Origin of the sequence: Mesorhizobium sp. M0243 (assembly GCF_040321775.1) — a bacterium.
Classification (GTDB): Bacteria; Pseudomonadota; Alphaproteobacteria; order Rhizobiales; family Rhizobiaceae; genus Mesorhizobium.
This window is the reverse complement of record NZ_JAMYSF010000013.1, coordinates 49,458-68,069: the sequence shown is the minus strand read 5'-3', so window position 1 is coordinate 68,069 and position 18,612 is coordinate 49,458. Positions and strand designations below refer to the sequence as shown.

General features: G+C 61.6%; 19 protein-coding genes. 1 reads left to right on the top strand and 18 read right to left on the bottom strand.

Annotated elements, in window-relative coordinates; all coding sequences use genetic code 11:
• Nucleotides 1–9 precede the first annotated feature (9 nt).
• The 16 genes from lipA to NKJ11_RS18290 all read right to left on the bottom strand — a co-directional run bounded on the left by lipA (nucleotide 10) and on the right by NKJ11_RS18290 (nucleotide 13,405).
• On the bottom strand, nucleotides 10–975 hold the full coding sequence (gene lipA / locus NKJ11_RS18365) for a lipoyl synthase (protein ID WP_023812035.1): 966 nt from the start codon (nucleotides 973–975) through the stop codon (nucleotides 10–12).
• A 137-nt stretch (nucleotides 976–1,112) separates the two neighbouring features.
• Nucleotides 1,113–1,370: a GlsB/YeaQ/YmgE family stress response membrane protein gene (locus NKJ11_RS18360; protein ID WP_023812036.1), complete on the bottom strand. Its 258-nt coding sequence runs from the start codon at nucleotides 1,368–1,370 to the stop codon at nucleotides 1,113–1,115.
• Nucleotides 1,371–1,459: 89 nt separating this feature from the next.
• Entirely contained in the window at nucleotides 1,460–2,905 is a 1,446-nt protein-coding gene (gene lpdA, locus NKJ11_RS18355; protein ID WP_128304448.1) for a dihydrolipoyl dehydrogenase, read from the bottom strand.
• Nucleotides 2,906–2,917: 12 nt separating this feature from the next.
• On the bottom strand, nucleotides 2,918–3,553 hold the full coding sequence (locus tag NKJ11_RS18350) for an SGNH/GDSL hydrolase family protein (RefSeq protein ID WP_128304447.1): 636 nt from the start codon (nucleotides 3,551–3,553) through the stop codon (nucleotides 2,918–2,920).
• A complete protein-coding gene (locus NKJ11_RS18345) occupies nucleotides 3,550–3,966 on the bottom strand; it encodes a hypothetical protein (protein WP_352793898.1) in 417 nt (138 codons plus the stop codon). Before NKJ11_RS18345 ends, NKJ11_RS18350 begins: the two co-directional genes overlap by 4 nt.
• A gap of 13 nt (nucleotides 3,967–3,979) precedes the next feature.
• Nucleotides 3,980–5,362 carry a pyruvate dehydrogenase complex dihydrolipoamide acetyltransferase gene (locus NKJ11_RS18340; protein ID WP_128304446.1) on the bottom strand — a complete coding sequence of 461 codons (1,383 nt, stop codon included), beginning with the start codon at nucleotides 5,360–5,362 and terminating at the stop codon, nucleotides 3,980–3,982.
• 18 nt (nucleotides 5,363–5,380) lie between these two features.
• Nucleotides 5,381–6,784 carry a pyruvate dehydrogenase complex E1 component subunit beta gene (locus tag NKJ11_RS18335; protein ID WP_023812041.1) on the bottom strand — a complete coding sequence of 468 codons (1,404 nt, stop codon included), beginning with the start codon at nucleotides 6,782–6,784 and terminating at the stop codon, nucleotides 5,381–5,383.
• 15 nt (nucleotides 6,785–6,799) lie between these two features.
• On the bottom strand, nucleotides 6,800–7,837 hold the full coding sequence (pdhA, locus tag NKJ11_RS18330; protein ID WP_352793897.1) for a pyruvate dehydrogenase (acetyl-transferring) E1 component subunit alpha: 1,038 nt from the start codon (nucleotides 7,835–7,837) through the stop codon (nucleotides 6,800–6,802).
• Between the two features lie 194 nt (nucleotides 7,838–8,031).
• Nucleotides 8,032–8,355 carry an FtsB family cell division protein gene (locus tag NKJ11_RS18325; RefSeq protein ID WP_023812043.1) on the bottom strand — a complete coding sequence of 108 codons (324 nt, stop codon included), beginning with the start codon at nucleotides 8,353–8,355 and terminating at the stop codon, nucleotides 8,032–8,034.
• 270 nt (nucleotides 8,356–8,625) lie between these two features.
• Nucleotides 8,626–9,900 carry a phosphopyruvate hydratase gene (gene eno / locus NKJ11_RS18320; RefSeq protein WP_023812044.1) on the bottom strand — a complete coding sequence of 425 codons (1,275 nt, stop codon included), beginning with the start codon at nucleotides 9,898–9,900 and terminating at the stop codon, nucleotides 8,626–8,628.
• A gap of 375 nt (nucleotides 9,901–10,275) precedes the next feature.
• Nucleotides 10,276–10,641: a PRC-barrel domain-containing protein gene (locus tag NKJ11_RS18315; protein WP_127294419.1), complete on the bottom strand. Its 366-nt coding sequence runs from the start codon at nucleotides 10,639–10,641 to the stop codon at nucleotides 10,276–10,278.
• Nucleotides 10,642–10,727: 86 nt separating this feature from the next.
• Nucleotides 10,728–10,931, bottom strand: coding sequence for a dodecin family protein (locus tag NKJ11_RS18310; RefSeq protein WP_352552015.1), 204 nt, complete (start codon nucleotides 10,929–10,931; stop codon nucleotides 10,728–10,730).
• 96 nt (nucleotides 10,932–11,027) lie between these two features.
• Nucleotides 11,028–11,888, bottom strand: a complete 861-nt coding sequence (gene kdsA / locus NKJ11_RS18305; protein ID WP_031213495.1) for a 3-deoxy-8-phosphooctulonate synthase — start codon at nucleotides 11,886–11,888, stop codon at nucleotides 11,028–11,030.
• Nucleotides 11,885–12,775 carry a VOC family protein gene (locus tag NKJ11_RS18300; RefSeq protein ID WP_352611733.1) on the bottom strand — a complete coding sequence of 297 codons (891 nt, stop codon included), beginning with the start codon at nucleotides 12,773–12,775 and terminating at the stop codon, nucleotides 11,885–11,887. The genes kdsA and NKJ11_RS18300 overlap by 4 nt, the downstream gene beginning before the upstream one ends.
• Nucleotides 12,776–12,888: 113 nt before the next feature.
• Nucleotides 12,889–13,179: a Dabb family protein gene (locus NKJ11_RS18295; protein ID WP_023812050.1), complete on the bottom strand. Its 291-nt coding sequence runs from the start codon at nucleotides 13,177–13,179 to the stop codon at nucleotides 12,889–12,891.
• A gap of 91 nt (nucleotides 13,180–13,270) precedes the next feature.
• On the bottom strand, nucleotides 13,271–13,405 hold the full coding sequence (locus NKJ11_RS18290; protein WP_023812051.1) for a hypothetical protein: 135 nt from the start codon (nucleotides 13,403–13,405) through the stop codon (nucleotides 13,271–13,273).
• Between the two features lie 331 nt (nucleotides 13,406–13,736).
• Between NKJ11_RS18290 and NKJ11_RS18285 the strand changes: the two genes are divergently transcribed.
• On the top strand, nucleotides 13,737–14,993 hold the full coding sequence (locus NKJ11_RS18285; RefSeq protein ID WP_128304513.1) for an SAM-dependent methyltransferase: 1,257 nt from the start codon (nucleotides 13,737–13,739) through the stop codon (nucleotides 14,991–14,993).
• 85 nt (nucleotides 14,994–15,078) lie between these two features.
• Here the strand turns inward: NKJ11_RS18285 and NKJ11_RS18280 are convergent, their stop codons facing one another.
• A complete protein-coding gene (locus NKJ11_RS18280) occupies nucleotides 15,079–17,055 on the bottom strand; it encodes a bifunctional 2',3'-cyclic-nucleotide 2'-phosphodiesterase/3'-nucleotidase (protein WP_352793895.1) in 1,977 nt (658 codons plus the stop codon).
• 145 nt (nucleotides 17,056–17,200) lie between these two features.
• On the bottom strand, nucleotides 17,201–18,466 hold the full coding sequence (locus NKJ11_RS18275; protein ID WP_352611731.1) for an NAD(P)/FAD-dependent oxidoreductase: 1,266 nt from the start codon (nucleotides 18,464–18,466) through the stop codon (nucleotides 17,201–17,203).
• Nucleotides 18,467–18,612: the final 146 nt, after the last annotated feature.

The following is an 18,612-nucleotide window of genomic DNA, read 5'->3' as shown; positions in this document are numbered from 1 at the left end:
ACCAGCGGATTAAGCTGATTTCTTGAGAATCGCTTCCCGTGCCGCACGCAGCTTGGCGAAATCGTCGCCGGCGTGATGCGACGAACGCGTCAGCGGGCTAGACGCCACCAGCAGGAAACCCTTGGTCCGGCCGATCGTCTCAAAGGATTTGAACTCCTCCGGCGTGACGAAGCGGATCACCGGATGGTGCTTCTTCGACGGTTGCAGGTACTGGCCGATGGTCATGAAATCGACATTGGCGGACCGCAGATCGTCCATCAGCTGCAGGATTTCATTCCGTTCCTCGCCCAGCCCCACCATGATGCCGGACTTGGTGAAGATTGACGGATCAAGCTCCTTGACCCGCTGCAACAGCCGGATCGAATGGAAATAGCGGGCGCCCGGACGAACCGTCAGATAGTTCGACGGTACGGTTTCGAGATTGTGGTTGAAGACGTCGGGCTTGGCGGCCACGACGATCTCCAGCGCGCCGTCCTTGCGCAGGAAGTCGGGCGTCAGGATTTCGATCGTCGTCGAAGGCGTCGCGGCCCGGATGGCGCGGATGACCTCGGCGAAATGCTGCGCACCGCCATCGGAGAGATCGTCGCGGTCGACCGAGGTGATGACCACATGGGTAAGGCCCATCTGCTTGACCGCATGCGCGACGCGGGCCGGTTCATCCGGGTCAAGCGCTGTTGGAATGCCCGTGGCGACGTTGCAGAAGGCGCAGGCGCGGGTGCAGATCTCGCCCATGATCATGAAGGTGGCGTGCTTCTTTTCCCAGCATTCGCCGATGTTGGGGCAGCCGGCCTCTTCGCAGACCGTCACCAGCTTGTGCGATTTGACGATTTCGCGCGTTTCGGCATAGCCCTTCGACACCGGCGCCTTGACGCGGATCCAGTCGGGCTTGCGCAGCACGTCCTGATCAGGCTTGTGCGCCTTTTCCGGATGCCGCAAGCGCGGGGCGTTGGCGATCGTATCGAGGACAGTGACCATCGGGAAACCTGGTTCATTCGCGACGCCAGTCAGGCGTTCGCTGTCATAACGTTATCTAAGACTTTTCAACGCAAAGAAAAAGGCCGCCACGGCGCATGCCGCAACAGCCTTTTTCGCATAGCAACTCTTCAGTGATGCTAACGGCGCACCAGACGCCCGGCCCAGATCAGCAGGCAGGCACCGATAAAGCCGGTGATCAGATAGGCAATCCAGCCGACGCCGAACGGGCCAAAATTGAGAGCCTGCAGAATGGCGTTCAGCACGACCGCGCCGACGATGCCCATGACGATGTTCATGAAGATGCCGGTGTTGCTCTTCATGAACATTTCGGCGAACCAGCCTGCCAGGCCGCCGATGATGATGGCTGCTATCCAGCCGACGCCATTCAGGTGCATATGCCTTCTCCTTGTGGGATACGTGAAAACGCATTCGCAAACGAAGTACCTTGCCGCCGGGTTCCATCTGTAGCAGCGCTTTCAATCTATCAGGCGTTGAGCGCGCGGCCATAGGCGTCGAGCACGCTTTCCTTCATCATCTCCGACAGCGTCGGGTGCGGGAAGATGGTGTGCATCAGCTCTTCCTCGGTCGTCTCCAGGTTCATCGCCACGACAAAACCCTGGATCAGTTCGGTCACTTCGGCACCGACCATGTGGGCGCCGAGCAATTGACCGGTCTTCTTGTCGAAGATGGTCTTGATGAAACCCTGATCCTCACCGAGCGCAATCGCCTTGCCATTGGCGGCGAACTGGAAGCGCCCGACCCGGATGTCCTTGCCCTCGGCCTTGGCCTTGGCTTCCGTCAGCCCAACCGAGGCGACCTGCGGATTGCAGTAGGTGCAGCCCGGAATCTTCAGCTTGTCGGTGGCATGCACGCCAGGAAAATCTGCGATCTTCTCGATGCACACGACCCCCTCATGTTCGGCCTTGTGAGCGAGCATCGGCGGGCCGGCGACATCGCCGATGGCGTAGATGCCCGGCACGTTGGTCTTGCCGTAACCATCGATGACGACGCAGCCACGCTCCGTCTTCACGCCAAGCGCCTCGAGTCCGAGGCCCTCGATGTTGCCCTGGACGCCGACGGCCGAGATCATCCGATCGGCGGTGATCTTCTCGACCTTGCCGTCCTTCATCTCGACATGCGCGGTGACCGAGTTGGCACCCTTCTCGACCTTGGTCACCTTGGCTTCGAGGATGATCTTCATGCCTTGCTTCTCGAACTGCTTCTGCGCGAATTTCGAGACTTCGGCATCCTCGACCGGCATCACCGCCGGCAGCAATTCGACCACCGTCACTTCGGCGCCCATGGTGCGGTAGAAGGAGGCGAATTCGATGCCGATGGCGCCCGACCCCATGACCAGCAGCGACTTCGGCATCTCCTTCGGCACCATGGCTTCAAAATAAGTCCAGATCAGTCTGCCGTCCGGCTCGATGCCGGGCAGCGCGCGCGGCCGGGCGCCGGTCGCCAGGATGATGTGCTTGGCGGTATAGGTGCCCTCGCCCTTGACGCCTTTCGGCACTGGCGGCTGCGGCTCCATCGGCTTCTTGGCCGTCTTCGACACGACGATCTCGCCCGGCTTCGAAAGCTTGGCCTCGCCCCAGATGACGTCGACCTTGTTCTTCTTCATGAGGAAGGCAACGCCGCCATTGAGCCGCAGCGACACCTTGCGCGAGCGGTCGACCACGGCTGACGCATCGACGCTGACCTTGCCGTCGAGCTTCAGCCCGTAATCCTTCAGGTGGTCCGAATAGTGCATGATCTCGGCCGAGCGCAGCAGCGCCTTGGTCGGGATGCAGCCCCAGTTGAGGCAGATACCGCCGAGATGCTCGCGCTCGACGATCGCCGTCTTGAAGCCGAGTTGCGCGGAACGCACCGCGGTGACATAGCCGCCAGGGCCGGAGCCGATGATGATGACGTCGTAGTTCTCAGCCACGGTTTTTCTCCTTCACAATTCCAGCATGACGCGCACGACGGGTGCCAGCGCCTTGCCGATGTTTCGCGTGTTTTCGGCATCGAGATGGACGCCGTCGAGCGGGGTGGTTTGCGCCACGCTGCCGGCGTCGAAGAAGCCGCAGCCGGCCTCATCGGCAAGAGCGGCATAGAGCGGCGCCAACCGCGTCGAAGCCTCGTCACCGCCGGCGAACATCTCCTTGAATTCGGCATTGTCTGTACGGCTGACCACAGGCGGCGAAACGATCAGGATCTGCGGCGCCGGCCAGTCGAACGGATAGTCGTGACCGCGCACGATGTCGATCAGCCGCTGGATGCCCTGCTTGGCCGCGACGGGATTGCCGTGGATCCACGGCTTCATGTCGTTGGCGCCGAGCATGATGACAATCAGGTCGATCGGCGCATGGGTCGTCAGGACGGTTGGTAGCAGTTTTGCACCGTTGCGGTCCGCACCGGCCAGATGATCGTCGAAGGCCGTGGTGCGGCCGTTGAGGCCATCGGCAATCACTTGCACGTCGGCGCCTAACGCTGCCTGCAGCACGCTCGGCCAGCGGTCTTCCAGCGCATGGCGGCCACCTTCGGCATTGTAGCCCCAGGTCAGCGAGTCGCCGTAACAAAGAACCGTCTTCATGCGCCCACCTGTGCGTTAATCGAGCCGCGCCTCAACCGCCAGCGCACGAACAGCCATTGAACCAGCACAGTGGCCAGGTTCGGCAAAACCAGGCCGGCGACGATCGGCAGGTCACCTTCCCACTGGCGCTTATCGACCGGCTGAGAGAACGTCCAACCGATCAGGCCGAGCCCGATCAGCACGAACAGGACAATTGCGCAGAGGCCCAGCCAGTTGATGATCGACGGTGCGTTCGAAAAAAGCTGCGCGATGAAAAACACGATCGTCGCGACAATGGTGACAAGCACCGACGTCATGAACACCAGAATGTATTCTTCCTGCGCATGGGTTGCGACCGCCAGCTGTTGAGCAACCAAGCCGCCTGCCAATCCTGACAGGAAAAACGCCATAAGGGAGGTGAAGAAGATCCGCACCGCCCTCTCCGTCCTAAACCAGCATGCCCATCGGGTTCTCGATCAGGCGCTTGAAGGCGACCAGCAGTTCGGCACCCAGCGCGCCGTCGACGGCGCGATGGTCGGTCGACAGCGTCACCGACATCACGGTGGCGATTTTGATCTCGCCGTTCTTGACCACCGCCCGCTCCTCGCCGGCACCGACGGCAAGGATCGTCGCATGCGGCGGGTTGATGACGGCGGCAAAGTCCTTGATGCCGAACATGCCGAGGTTGGACACCGCCGTGGTGCCGCCCTGATACTCTTCCGGCTTCAGCTTGCGGCTGCGCGCCCGGCTGGCCAGATCCTTCATCTCGTTGGAGATGGTGGACAGCGTCTTTTCGTCGGCATGCCGAATGATCGGTGTGATCAGGCCGCCCGGGATCGACACGGCGACGCCGACATCGGCATGCTTGTGCTTGACCATGGCGCTTTCGGTCCATGAGGCATTGGCATCCGGCACCGCCTTCAGCGCCATCGCCATCGCCTTGATGACCATGTCGTTGACCGACAGCTTGTAGGCGGGCGCATCGCCTTTGTCGGTCTTCTTTACCGGGGCTGCGGCGTTAATCTGCGTGCGCAATGCGAGGAGTGCATCGAGCTCGCAGTCGAGCGTCAGGTAGAAATGCGGGATGGTGGTCTTGGCCTCGACCAGGCGGCGCGCAATGGTCTTGCGCATATTGTCATGCGGGACGAGATCGTAGGAGCCAGCCTCGAACAGCTTCAGCACCTGATCGTCGGACATCGCCTTCACAGCAGGAGCAGTTGCCGGAGCCCCGGCGGGTGCTGCCTTGGCGGCAGGCTTGGCGCCGCCACCGGCAATCGCGGCGTCGATATCTGCCTTGACGACGCGGCCATGCGGGCCGGTGCCGGTCACGGCAGACACATCGACGCCGGCTTCCCTGGCGATGCGACGTGCGAGCGGCGAGGCGAAGGTGCGCTCGCCGGCCGCATGACCATTGGCAACTGGAGCCGCCTCTGCCTTGGGTGCGGTCGCGACCGGTTCCGCCTTTGATGCTTCCGCCTTTGATGCTTCCGCCTTTGGTGCGTCAGCCTTGGGCTCCTCCGCTTTCGGCGCCTCGGCTTTCGCTGGTGCGGCACCGCCACCGCTTTTCGCGACGGCGCCTGCATCCTCGCCCTCTCCGGCGAGCACGGCGATCAGCGCATTGACCTTGACGCCCTCGGTGCCGGCGGGAACGACGAGCTTTGCAACCGTGCCCTCATCGACGGCTTCGACTTCCATCGTCGCCTTGTCGGTCTCGATCTCGGCAATGACATCGCCCGGCGAAACCTTGTCGCCTTCCTTGACGAGCCACTTGGACAGATTGCCCTCTTCCATCGTGGGCGACAGGGCCGGCATGGTGATGTTGATTGGCATTTTGTCCTCCCGCCCGGTTCAGCGATACGTGACGGCTTTGACCGCCTCGATGACTTCGCCGACATTCGGCAACGCCAGCTTCTCGAGGTTGGCCGCATAAGGCATCGGCACATCCTTGCCGGCGATGGTGATGACCGGCGCGTCCAGAAAGTCGAAGGCGCGCTGCGACACCTGGTTGGCGATATGGTCGCCGACCGAGTTCTGCGGATAACCTTCCTCCACCACCACCAGGCGGTTGGTCTTCTTGACCGAGGCGATGATGGTGTCGAGATCGAGCGGCCGGATCGTGCGCAAGTCGATGATCTCGGCATCGATGCCAAGGCCACGCAGTTCCGCTTCAGCCTTGACCGCATAGGTCATGCCGATGCCGAAGGAGACGATGGTGACATCCTTGCCTGATTTATGGATGCGCGCCTTGCCGATCGGCAACACGAAATCGTCCAGCTTCGGCACGTCGAAGGACTGACCGTAAAGGATTTCATTCTCGAGGAAGATGATTGGGTTCGGATCGCGGATCGCTGCCTTCAGCAAGCCCTTGGCGTCAGCGGCGGTGTAGGGCATCACCACTTTCAGGCCCGGAATGTGGCTGTACCAGGCGGCATAGCACTGCGAGTGCTGGGCAGCGACGCGTGCGGCGGCACCGTTCGGTCCACGGAACACGATCGGCGCGCCCATCTGGCCGCCGGACATATAGAGCGTCTTGGCGGCCGAGTTGATGATCTGGTCGATCGCCTGCATGGCGAAGTTGAAGGTCATGAACTCGACGATCGGCTTCAGGCCGGCCATCGCCGCACCCACGCCAACGCCGGCAAAGCCATGCTCGGTGATCGGCGTATCGACGACGCGCCGCGGCCCGAATTCCTGCAGCAGGCCCTGCGTGATCTTGTAGGCGCCCTGGTATTCGGCAACCTCCTCGCCCATGACGAAGACATCGCCGTCGCGGCGCATTTCCTCGGCCATCGCATCGCGCAGCGCTTCGCGCACCGTGGTGGAGACCATCTCCGTGCCGGCCGGAATGTCCGGATCGGCGGCGATCTCCGTCTTCGGGGCGGCAGCCACCGGTGCGGCGGCCGGCTTTGTGGCCTCCGCCTTGTCCTCTGCTGCGGCCGGAGCCTCTGCCTTTGCAGGTGCTTCCGCCTTGGCGGGCGCCGCAGACTTGCCGATATCCCCGGCACTTTCGCCGTCCTGCAGCAGCACGGCGATCGGTGTGTTGACCTTGACGCCTTCGGTACCGGCGGCGATCAGGATCTTGCCCAGCGTGCCTTCGTCAACAGCTTCGACTTCCATCGTCGCCTTGTCGGTCTCGATCTCGGCGATAACGTCGCCGGCGACGACCTTGTCGCCCTCGTTCTTCAACCACTTGGAAAGATTGCCCTCTTCCATGGTCGGCGAGAGAGCGGGCATGAGAATTTCGATCGGCATGTCCTTGCCCTCCCGTTACAATACGATATCGGTCCAGAGCTCGGACGGATCCGGCTCCGCGTCGTTCTGGGCAAATTCGGCGGCGTCGGCGACGATGTCGCGGACCTCCTTGTCGATGGTCTTGAGCTCGTCCTCGGTCGCCCACTTCTTTTCCATCAGCCGTGCCTTGACCTGCTCGATCGGGTCATGGTCCGAGCGCATCTTCTGCACTTCTTCCTTGGAGCGGTATTTTGCCGGATCGGACATCGAGTGACCGCGGTAGCGGTAGGTCTGCATTTCGAGAATGATCGGCCCGTTGCCGGCGCGGCACCATTCGGTCGCCTGGTCGGCGGCAGCCTTGACAGCGCGCACGTCCATGCCGTCGACCTGGATGCCCGGGATCTTGAACGAGGCACCACGATGCGAAAAGTTGGTTTCCGCCGAAGAGCGCGACACCGAGGTGCCCATCGCATAGCGGTTGTTCTCGATGATGTAGATCACCGGCAGCTTCCACAGCGAGGCCATGTTGAAGCTTTCATAGACCTGGCCCTGGTTGGCCGCGCCGTCGCCGAAATAGGTCAGCGAGACATTGTTGTTGTCGCGGTAGCGGTTGGCAAAGGCGAGACCAGTACCAAGAGACACCTGCGCACCGACGATGCCGTGGCCGCCGTAAAAGTGCTTTTCCTTGGAGAACATGTGCATGGAGCCGCCCTTGCCCCGGGACAAGCCGCCCCGACGCCCGGTCAGCTCGGCCATGACGCCGCGCGGCGACAGCTCCATCGCCAGCATGTGGCCGTGGTCGCGATAGGCGGTGATCATCTGATCGCCGTCGATCAGCGCCATCTTCATGCCGGTGACGACCGCTTCCTGGCCGATATAGAGGTGACAGAAGCCGCCGATGAAACCCATGCCGTAAAGCTGGCCGGCCTTTTCCTCGAAACGACGGATGACCAGCATGTGCCGGTAGGCGGCAAGCTCTTCATCCTTGGTGAACTCGGCGGGCTTGGGGGCGGAAAGCCCCGATTTGCCGTCGGATTTGGATTTGGCAGGCGCTTTTCTGGCTGCGGTGGCCATGCATCACTCCCTGTTGGCGTCTCTTCGTGGACATTAGAGCAGGATGAAATCTGCTCTGGGGAGATCAGCTCCTCCCCACCGATTTTAGGGAGGCTAACACGCGTCAAAGCGTTGCGCCATGCCGAATTTGCATAGCTGGCATGCGCCTAAGCAATTAAAATCGTTGAAAATATTGGCGATTAACTGGAAATCAGTTATTTCACCGAGGTCGGCAACATAATGGTGATTTCATCGGCTTGGGACAGATTGAGCGCCTTGCGTGCCTGCTCATCGAGCATGTCCTTCTCGAGCGTGCCTTCATGCATCAGCCGAACGCGGCGCTCGAGTTCCATGCGGCGCGCCTTGATCGCATCGAGCTGGCCTTGCAGCGCAACCGTCTGGGCTTCCAGCTGATATTTCGAATAGATGCCGAATTCGCCGTGATAGGCATGAAAGCCGAAATAGGCCAGGAACACCACGCAAAGCGAGGGAATGATCAGCCGGCCGGTGTTTCTCTGCTTGTGCTGACGCGTCCACATCGCCCGGTTCCTCTAGAGCGTGATGCCGAAATGTGTGAAGCGGTTTTCGGACGACAACATGCTCTATCTCTTTGATTTAGAGTCGGATTCAGACTTCAGGTCGAACAGACCTGAAATCATCCGGCTCTAGCCCGCGAACTCAGGCGGCTCACGATCTTTTTCGCCCGATTGTGCTTAACGGACGGTTACAGGTGACCGGTTTGGCGAACCGAAATGAAAAAAGGCGGGAATGCTCCCGCCCTTTCATCCGATATCCGAGTGTTTTCCGGATCAGCCCTTGATCACCGACTTGCCGGCATAGCTTGCCTGCTTGCCGAGTTCTTCCTCGATGCGGATCAGCTGGTTGTACTTGGCCATGCGGTCGGAGCGCGACAGCGAGCCGGTCTTGATCTGTCCGCAATTGGTGGCAACCGCGAGATCGGCGATGGTCGAATCCTCGGTTTCGCCCGAGCGGTGCGACATGACGGCGGTGTAGCCGGCCTTGTGCGCGGTCTCGACGGCGTCGAGCGTTTCCGTCAACGAGCCGATCTGGTTGACCTTGACCAGGATCGAATTGGCAACGCCCATGCGGATGCCGTCGCGTAGCCGCGCCGTGTTGGTGACGAACAAATCGTCGCCGACCAGCTGCGTCTTCTTGCCGATCAGGTCGGTCAGGTACTTCCAGCCTTCCCAATCGTCCTCGGCCAAGCCGTCCTCGATCGAGATGATCGGATAGTCGGCGGCAAGCTTGGCCAGGTATTTGGCCTGGGCCTTGGGATCGCGCGTCTTCTTCTCGCCCTCATAGACGTAGTTGCCGTCCTTGAAGAACTCGGTCGCGGCGCAATCGAGGCCGAGCGCGATCTCGTCGCCCGGCTTGAAGCCGGCCTGCTCGATCGATTCCATGATGAAATCGAGCGCCACCGGGGCGCTTTTCAGGTTCGGGGCAAAGCCGCCCTCGTCGCCGACATTGGTGTTGTGGCCGGCATCCTTCAGCTTCTTGCGCAGCGTATGGAAGATTTCCGAACCCCAGCGTACACCTTCGCGCAGCGTCGGCGCGCCGATCGGCAGGATCATGAATTCCTGGAAATCGATCGGGTTGTCGGCATGCGCGCCACCATTGATGATGTTCATCATCGGTACCGGCAGGAGATGCGCCTTGGTGCCACCGACATAACGGTACAGCGGCAGGCCGGCGGCATCAGCGGCCGCCTTGGCCACCGCCAGCGACACACCGAGAATGGCGTTGGCGCCAAGCCGGCTCTTATTGGGCGTGCCGTCAAGCTCGATCATGGTCTGGTCGATATGGATCTGGTTTTCGGCTTCCATGCCGCCGATCGCCTCGAACAGTTCGCCGTTCACCGCTTCGACGGCCCTGAGCACACCCTTGCCGAGATAGCGGGCACCGCCGTCGCGCAGTTCGACGGCCTCGTGGGCGCCGGTCGAAGCACCCGATGGCACCGCCGCGCGGCCCATCGAGCCATCTTCGAGAATGACATCGACCTCGACGGTCGGATTTCCACGGCTGTCCAGGATTTCACGCCCGACAATGTCGATGATGGCGGTCATTTGCGATGTCCTCGATTGATCTGAAGAATGCCGCACGTCTTAGCCAAAGTGCTGCAAAAGGCAATCGGCCGGCTGGCAATTATTGCCGCGGCTTCAGCCTCCGAACGATTCACGAAGCGCAAATCGCTGTCATCATAAGTCATGTACGGCAGGCCGGCTTGTGGCTATGGTGCGGGGGCGCGGGGCGAAACAGGAGGAGTTTCGCCATGTCCCAGTTGAGTGGTATCGTGAGTCTGTTCCTGATCGCGGCGGCATTCCTGACGTCGTGCGACAATCAGCAGTCGCCGCCCAAGGCGATGGCCCCCTTACACGTCAGCGAATAAGCCGGAATCCAAAGCGGCCCCGTCTCTCGACGGGGCCGCTTTATCGTTGCTGTTAATGCCAGTAAGGCGTGACCTTGTAATAATTGTAGGATTCGTCGCGGGCCGCCTCGCCATCCGCCCCGGTCAATTCGTTGATCGAATAAGCAGGTGCCGCCCTGAGTTGTTCCTTGGAAAACGGCACGACATACCCGCCTTTGTCCTCATCGTAGTCGAGGCTTGCCCACGGAATGGCGTGATATTTCTCGCCGATACCGAGGAAGCCGCCAAAACCGATGACCGCGAACATGATGCCGTTCGTCATCTTGTCAAGCATCACATCCTCGATGCTGCCGATGCTCGTGCCTTCGGTATTGTAGACCGATGTGCCGATGACCCGCGAAGCGGCGATGGCTTGGGTGTGACCTGTCTGGGTAGCCATGATTGTGCTCCTCATTGTGGTTTCGAACCATACTTGGACAATGAGGGGCGCGGGCGAAGGTTCCCGACTTTTTCGGCGTCGACCGTTCACTCCGCGAGGATGAAGGTAACCTTCATATTGACGCGATAAGCAACAATCTTGCCGTCTTCGACGACGATCTTCTGGTCCTGGATCCAGGCGCCCTCGACGTTCTTCAGGGTTTTGGATGCGCGCGCAATTCCCTGTTCGATGGCGTCCTGAAAGCTCTTGTTCGACGAGGATGTGATTTCGGTGACGCGGGCGACGGACATGGCTTCCTCCTGCCAAAACGCTCATTTGCCAGCCAAGCGTATAGCCGGCTCGTGCCTTCCACAAGCGCCGGCAGTCGGCGGAGTATGCGTCCGCCCTTAGAGGCCCTTGGCGATGCGGTCGAATGCCATCAGCCGCTCGAGCAGGGCCGGCATGTCCTTCAACGGGAGCATGTTCGGGCCGTCGGAAGAGGTCGAGTTGTCGGGATCCTGATGGGTCTCGATGAACACGCCGGCAACGCCGACAGCGACTGCCGCGCGGGCCAGCGTCTCGACAAAGCGGCGCTCGCCGCCCGAGGAACCACCCTGCCCGCCCGGTTGCTGCACCGAATGCGTGGCATCGAAGATCACCGGCGCGCCGATCTCGGCCATGATGGGCAGAGCGCGCATGTCGGACACCAGCGTGTTGTAGCCGAAGGACGCGCCGCGCTCGGTGGTCAGCACATTGGCATTGCCGGATCCGGTGATCTTGGCGACGACGTTCTTCATGTCCCAGGGGGCGAGGAACTGCCCCTTCTTCACATTGATCACCTTGCCGGTCCTGGCGGCGGCGACCAGCATGTCCGTCTGGCGCGACAGGAAAGCCGGAATCTGCAGGACATCGACATGCGGCGCGACGATCGCGCACTGCTCCTCGGTATGGACATCGGTCAGCACGGGGAGCGAAAATTCCTTGCGCAACTCGTCGAAGACGGGAAGGGCTGCGTCCATACCGGCACCGCGCGTCGCCGACAGCGAGGTGCGGTTGGCCTTGTCGTAGCTGGTCTTGTAGACGAGCCCTATGCCGAGCCTGCCGGTCAGTTCCTTCAGCGCGCCGGCCATATCGAAGGCGTGCTGGCGTGATTCAAACTGACAAGGGCCGGCGATCAGCGACAGAGCCGCCTTGTTGTCGAAGACGACATTGCCGACGGTTACCGACGAATTGGGCGCCATCGAATTGGACGCTTGCGGCTTGCTCATGGGATCTCCCGGAAGATGAAGGCCGCGCCCTGTCCGGGTGCAGGCCGCACGACGATATCATTGCCCGCTATATCGTGTTGGACGGAATTGGCTGCAAGCAGCCTCGATGTCACATCGGCGTTCCGAACCGAAAAGACCACCGCTGCGAAGCGTAGATCTGTCGGCGCGCCGGCAGGCAGGCCGAAGCGCGCGGTGAAAGCCGCGCCGTCAAGCACGCTCAAATCTGCATTCGGCAAGGGAAACATGCCGCCCTGCCTGTCGGCGGCCGGATCGTCCACCGCCACGGAAATCAGCCCATGCTGCTTTCCGGGCGCATCGCTGATCGCCAAGATCTCGACAATTCCGGTCGCGCCGTTGGCGTGGGCCTGCAAAGCCGTGCGGTCCACATCAGGCGCGTTGACCCGCTCGCAGGCAAACAGGAAGGCGTCCGTGGCTTCGGCTCCGGCCGCGAAGGCGAGCTTGAACGACGCGATGTCGCTTTTGCCGGCAGGGTCGGTGAAGGCGCGCGAAAAGCCCAGCATGTCTCCCGCCGAGATGCCGGCATCGACATAGCGTGCATGGTCGGCGTCGGCATTGTCCGTGCCTAGAACAATGGCGGAAAATCCCTCGTCGCCGTTGCTGTCGCGATAGGCGCGATCACGCGTGACGAAGACATTGCCGTCTGCGATAGCCTTTGTCGCCACCTGTTCGTCGCCGACCGCGAGCGGTTCGAGATACGTGCCGTCGGCCAGGAAAACACAGCAGTTTTCCGTTCCGAAGGGATGGATGCCGGTCGGGGCCACGACGAAGCCAAGCGCGGTGAGCCGGGCTCGCGCAACCTCAAGGCTCTGCGTCGGCAGCACCAGGTGATCGAGCGGATGAGTGCCTGCGGCTGCGGTTTGGGTCATGCAGGCGCGATGTGCATCATTCCGCAAATCGGTTCAAGACTTGATCGCAATCCCGGCCAGTTCGCCCAAGTCAGTTCACCGGACTTCGAAAAAGGCACCACCTGGACAAGGCATCAGCTTCCGGCAACGACATCGGCGGAATAGCGCAGTTCGCGCATCGGTTTGACCTTGCTGGTGGTCTGCGCATAGAGCGGGTGCGCCTTGTAGGCGGCCAGCGCGGCGTCGTCGGCGAACTCCGCATAGACGACCACGTCGACCTCATCGGACAGTGGATCGACCTTGGTGTTCAAGGTGACCTCGAAAAGGCTGGAATGAGGAATGTCGCCGAGCGCCAGCAAGCCGGTGCGCACAGCCTCGACATCCTCTTTTCGCCGCGCGCTGAAGAAAACGATATGCCGGATCAACCCCGCCTCCTCGATCAAAGTGCTGGGGTCTTTTGTGACGGCAGGACGTTGGCGTCAATCGACAAGGATGTCGCGGCTGCAGCCGCCGGAGCTAAACCTTGCCGGTAGCATATCGCACAATGCGGCTAAGTTCTCTCACCGTGGTGTCGAGATACCGGCCCTGATTGTACATGCCATCCCAGATCAGGAAAAACGCGATGGCGGCAATGACGATTACATAACGCATGGCTAAATCTATCGCACAAGGAATTCTGCGGCCATAGGCGTTTTTTAACGCGCTGCGCCTTGGCTGTCCAAAGGCACAGATGCCCGCCGGCGCGAGCAATCTGCTTGGCACAGCCCCGGTTGCAGCCTGCCCCTTGAAGTTTCCCCGCATGACGTGGAAGATTGTCGCACGGATTCACCGGGAAGCGCTGAAGCTCTGGTAGGGGGCGCGCACTTCATTCGAGCCCGCTCGCCGACGAACCGGTCGCGGCGGCGTTCGAAGCTGGCGAATGATCCAAGAGAACCGTGGCCCGGCAATTTGCGCCGACACCGCGGAAATCCAGGGGCACGAGATGGCGCAAAAGGAACATTTTGGCGTAGCATTGAGCGACGCGGTCAGGCTCGATGAATTCAATTTCGCGGAGATCGTGAAAGGTCTTCCAGCGAAAGCGCGCATGGTGCTGTCGGCGGCGATGAACCTGCCGCGCGGTTCGCTCAAGGTCAGGCTGCCGGACGGCCGTGCCGTCCTCGTCGGCGGCAAGGGACCTGGCCCAGATGCCGAACTGGTGTTGAAGAATTGGCGCTTGCCGGGCCGCGCCTTTTCCGGCGGCACGATCGGCGTTGCCGAATCCTATATGGACGGCGATTGGGAAAGCCCCGACGTGACCAGCTTCCTGGAGCTGTTCGTGGTCAATTCGGTCATCGGCGAGCGTATCGCGGGCGGCACCAGTTGGCTGATCAACACCGTCCAGCGCATCCGCCACTGGTTCAACCAGAACACGCGCACCGGTTCGAAACGCAATATCTCGGCGCATTACGACCTCGGCAACGCCTTCTACAAGGAATGGCTCGATCCGAGCATGACCTATTCTTCGGCGCTCTACACGACCGGTGCCAACGACCTGGAAGGCGCCCAGGCCGCCAAATATCGCGCTCTGGCGAAGGATACAGGGATCGGTCCGAAGGACCATGTGCTGGAAATCGGCTGCGGCTGGGGTGGCTTCGCCGAATTCGCGGCGCGCGAGATCGGCTGCCGCGTGACCGGGCTGACGATCAGCCGCGAGCAGCACGATTTTGCCACGGCTCGCATCGCCAAGGCTGGCCTTGCCGACAAGGTCGACATCAAGCTGCAGGATTATCGCGACGAAACCGGCACCTATGACCGCATCGCCTCGATCGAGATGTTCGAGGCGGTCGGCGAAAAATACTGGCCGGTGTTTTTCGGCAAGATGAAGGCCTGTCTGAGGCCTGGCGGCACTGCCGGCCTGCAGATCATCACCATCAACGAAGCCGCCTACGACACCTATCGCGCAAGGCCGGATTTCATCCAGCGCTACGTCTTCCCGGGCGGCATGCTGCCGACACCGTCGATCCTGAAGGCACTGGGCAAGGATCATGGCCTCGCCCACCTGCGCGAGCGCGTCTTTCCCGACGACTACGCGCGCACGCTCGCCGAATGGCGCCACCGGTTCCGGGCGTCATGGGAGAAGATCGTTCCGCTCGGCTTCGACGACCGCTTCAAAAAGCTCTGGGAGTTCTACCTGCACTATTGCGAAGCCGGCTTCCGCGCCAGCTACATCGACGTGCGCCAGGTGGTCTACAAGGCGTAAATCGACACGCTCTTCGATTTTCATTGCCGCTGACCAAGCGATGTCGCGCACGATCTCGACATGGCCGCGCGGTCGCCGTCACCCTTCAAAGCAGGATGCGGTATTTCGCGAATCCTGCCTCGCCCTCGCCCGCCGGCTCGATCTTCAGCGATTTCACCTGCGCAATAAAATCCTTGGCCTTGGGGCCGGTTTCGAACACGGCGCTGGCTCCAGGCAGCGGTGCGAACGACCAGTTGTCGTCCGCCGACGGATTGATCGTGCCCTCGCTGACGATATAGCGGACGATGACGTCGCGATTGGTGTCCGGTGCTTCGTAGATGATCTTCGAGGCATTGATGTCGGGGAAATTGCCGCCGCCACCAGCCCGGTAATTGTTGGTCGCGATGACGAATTTCTGTTTGGGATCAATTGGTTTTCCATCGAAACTCAGGTCGACGATGCGATTGGCGCCAGCGTTGGCCAGCCCGCCCTTGGCATCGTATTTCGACGGCTGCGACAGATCGATCTTGTAGGTGACGCCGTCGATGACGTCGAAATTGTAGGACGGAAAATCGGTGTTGATGAGGGCCTGGTCGGCCTTCCCAGGCTCGATCCGGTTGAAGATGCCAGCCGACATTTCAAGCCATTCCTTGACCTGCGCACCGGTGATTTCGACCGCACGCACGGTGTTGGGATAGAGGTAGAGGTCGGCAACATTCTTGATGGCGATGTCGCCTGCCGGCACGTCGGTATAGTAGTCGGCGCCGTTGCGCCCGCCGGCCTTGAAGGGAGCGGCGGCCGACAGCAGCGGCACGTCCTTCCATTGCGTGTTCTTGAGAATTTCCTTGAGGTACCAGGTCTGCGCCTGGCTGACGACCTGCACCGACGGATCGTCGGCGACCAGCGCGAAATAGGAATAGAGCGGCGCGGAGGTCTTGCCGACAGGGCGGCGCACATAGGCCAGTGTCGCCTGGTGGTCCTGTTCGAGGGCCGCGATGATGCGCTTGTCGTCCGGGACAGTCGGCTTGTTCTTGTTGTCGACGCGTTCGAAGATCGGCCGCGCCTCGGAAGTGGCTGAAACGATCTTCCATTTCGATCCGTCGCGTTCCAGCATCAAGTCGATCAACCCCATATGCGAGCCCCAGAAGCCGCCCATGACGGCGGGCTTGCCCTGCAGCGTGCCTTTCTGCGTGTCGACACCATCGAGCGACTGGAAATCCTTCTTGCCGGGGAACACCAGATGCTGGTGACCGGTGAACACCGCATCGATGCCGTCGACACCGGCGACGAAGAACGAGGCGTTCTCCATCATCTCGCCCTGCTTCACGTCGATACCGGAATGCGACAGCGCAATGACGATGTCGGCGCCCTCCTCCTTCATCTGCGGCACCCAGGCCTTGGCCGCCTCGACGATGTCGCGCGTCTTGACGTTGCCCTCGAGGTTCTTGAGATCCCAGACCATGATCTGCGGCGGCACGAAGCCGATGATGCCGATCCTGATCGGCTGCTCGGCGCCCGAACCGTCCTTGATCTTCTTGTCGAGGATGACATAGGGCTTGAGATAGAGCTTGTCGTCGCGCGGGTTAGCGGCAAGCTCGGTGCCGCGGATCAAATTGGCGCAGACGAAGGGAAAATTGGCGCCGGCCAGCACCTTGTCCAGGAACGACAGGCCGTAGTTGAATTCGTGGTTGCCGAGCGTCGAGCACTCGTAGCCGAGCAGGTTCATGCCTTTCATGATCGGATGCAGGTCGCCGTCCTTCAGCCCCTTCTCATAGGCGATGTAGTCGCCCATCGGATTGCCCTGCAGCAGGTCGCCATTGTCGATCAGCATCGAATTCACGGCTTCCTTGCGCACAGCATCGATGAGAGACGCCGTGCGCGACAGGCCCAGCGTGTCGTTCGCTTTGTCGGCGTAGTAGTCGTAAGGCAGCACGTTCACATGGATGTCGGTGGTCTCCATGATCCGGAGATGCGCCTGGTTGGCTTGTGCACGGGCGGAGAACGGATGCAGCATGATCAGTGCCCCTGCGGCGGCGCCCGCAAGGAGATCGCGGCGGGATACGGGATGGAGCAGTTGCGACATGTTTTCTCCTTCGACGACCTGACAAGCCCTGCCCCGAAGCGAACTTCGCTCTGAAACTGCTTAAGTCCATTCAACAAGTCGCGCGCATGAAGCCGCCACTCGATCAGCAACAGATGACGTGCGGATAAACGATCGGGCGAAGAAATCAGCCCTTGTCGTCGTCGCCCTGGGTGATCAGCCGCGCGCTGCGTTGCCCCGTCGCGTAGATCCATAGCCAGCTCAGCGAAACCGCAAGCCGGTTGCGAAAGCCGATCAGGAAATAGATGTGGGCCACTCCCCACAGCCACCAGGCGAGCCAGCCGGTGAGTTTGATCCAGCCGAAATCGATGGCGGCGGCGCGTTTGCCGATCGTCGCCAGATCGCCGGCATGCCTGTAGCGAAAAGGACGCGCGGTCGTGTCGCCGCCGAGCCTGGCCTTGATGGTGGCCGCAACATGTCGGCCCTCCTGTTTGGCGGAAGGCGCCACGCCGGGAACCGGCCGCCCGTCCGGCCGCAGCACATGAGCGGCGTCGCCGATGACAAATATCTCCGGGCTGCCGGGCACGCTGAGGTCAGGCTCGACCAGCACCCTGCCCGCGCGGTCCGCCGGCGCGCCGAGCCATTCAGCGGCTGGCGAAGCGGCAACGCCGGCTGCCCACAGGATCGTTCGGGCGGCCAGTTGCTTATCGCCAAACACAACACCTTCGGCGTCGCAGCGCGTGACGGCCCGGCCGAGCTCGACCGTCACGCCGAGCCGCTCGAGCGCTTTGCTGGCATAGTCGGAAAGTTTCGGTGCGAAATTGGCCAGAATGCGGTCGCCGGCCTCGATCAGCACCACGCGCGTCTGCCGCGTGTCGATGTTGCGGAATTCGCCGCGCAGCGTGTCATGCGCCAACTCGACGATGGTGCCGGCAAGCTCGACGCCGGTCGGCCCGCCGCCGACGATCGCAATGGTCAGCAACGCCTGGCGTTTGGCGGGATCGGTCTCCCGCTCGGCCTGTTCGAAGGCCAGGAGAATGCGGCGCCGAATGGTGGTGGCGTCCTCCAGCGTCTTCAGGCCGGGCGCGAAAGGCTCCCATTCGTCATGGCCGAAATAGGCGTGGCGGGCACCGGTGGCGAGCACCAGCGTGTCGTAGGCGACCGCGCTGCCGTCATCGAGCAGCACGCGCTTGCCGGCGCGGTCGACACCGGTGACATTGGCGAGCAGCGTCGTCACATCCTTGCGCTTGCGCAGGAGGTGGCGGATCGGCCAGGCAATTTCGGAGGTGGCCAGCGCCGTCGTCGCCACCTGGTAGAGCAGCGGCTGGAAGAGGTGATGGTTGCGCTTGTCGATCATGGTGATACGGACCGGCGCGCCAGCAAGTGCACGGGTGAACTCGAGGCCGCCGAAACCCGCGCCGACAACGACGACATGATGCCTAGCTTCGTTCATTTCGTTCACCCCGATAGCAAGATTGCCTGTCCTGGATGTAGGTATTTTTGTGCAATGCAACAACAGATGGACAGTGCCCGAGACTCGTCGTTGCATGTCGTGAATGCACATGTTGTATCGTATCGCGAGGTATAGCGTCATCGAAC

What these genes read in the sequence shown, in the direction of transcription:
- lipA (WP_023812035.1), bottom strand. Translation starts at nt 975, where the DNA reads ATGGTCACTGTCCTCGATACGATCGCCAACGCCCCGCGCTTGCGGCAT.
- NKJ11_RS18360 (WP_023812036.1), bottom strand. Translation starts at nt 1,370, where the DNA reads ATGCACCTGAATGGCGTCGGCTGGATAGCAGCCATCATCATCGGCGGC.
- NKJ11_RS18350 (WP_128304447.1), bottom strand. Translation starts at nt 3,553, where the DNA reads ATGAAGACGGTTCTTTGTTACGGCGACTCGCTGACCTGGGGCTACAAT.
- NKJ11_RS18340 (WP_128304446.1), bottom strand. Translation starts at nt 5,362, where the DNA reads ATGCCAATCAACATCACCATGCCGGCCCTGTCGCCCACGATGGAAGAG.
- NKJ11_RS18335 (WP_023812041.1), bottom strand. Translation starts at nt 6,784, where the DNA reads ATGCCGATCGAAATTCTCATGCCCGCTCTCTCGCCGACCATGGAAGAG.
- pdhA (WP_352793897.1), bottom strand. Translation starts at nt 7,837, where the DNA reads ATGGCCACCGCAGCCAGAAAAGCGCCTGCCAAATCCAAATCCGACGGC.
- NKJ11_RS18325 (WP_023812043.1), bottom strand. Translation starts at nt 8,355, where the DNA reads ATGTGGACGCGTCAGCACAAGCAGAGAAACACCGGCCGGCTGATCATT.
- eno (WP_023812044.1), bottom strand. Translation starts at nt 9,900, where the DNA reads ATGACCGCCATCATCGACATTGTCGGGCGTGAAATCCTGGACAGCCGT.
- NKJ11_RS18315 (WP_127294419.1), bottom strand. Translation starts at nt 10,641, where the DNA reads ATGGCTACCCAGACAGGTCACACCCAAGCCATCGCCGCTTCGCGGGTC.
- NKJ11_RS18310 (WP_352552015.1), bottom strand. Translation starts at nt 10,931, where the DNA reads ATGTCCGTCGCCCGCGTCACCGAAATCACATCCTCGTCGAACAAGAGC.
- kdsA (WP_031213495.1), bottom strand. Translation starts at nt 11,888, where the DNA reads ATGAGCAAGCCGCAAGCGTCCAATTCGATGGCGCCCAATTCGTCGGTA.
- NKJ11_RS18300 (WP_352611733.1), bottom strand. Translation starts at nt 12,775, where the DNA reads ATGACCCAAACCGCAGCCGCAGGCACTCATCCGCTCGATCACCTGGTG.
- NKJ11_RS18290 (WP_023812051.1), bottom strand. Translation starts at nt 13,405, where the DNA reads ATGCGTTATGTAATCGTCATTGCCGCCATCGCGTTTTTCCTGATCTGG.
- NKJ11_RS18285 (WP_128304513.1), top strand. Translation starts at nt 13,737, where the DNA reads ATGGCGCAAAAGGAACATTTTGGCGTAGCATTGAGCGACGCGGTCAGG.
- NKJ11_RS18280 (WP_352793895.1), bottom strand. Translation starts at nt 17,055, where the DNA reads ATGTCGCAACTGCTCCATCCCGTATCCCGCCGCGATCTCCTTGCGGGC.
- NKJ11_RS18275 (WP_352611731.1), bottom strand. Translation starts at nt 18,466, where the DNA reads ATGAACGAAGCTAGGCATCATGTCGTCGTTGTCGGCGCGGGTTTCGGC.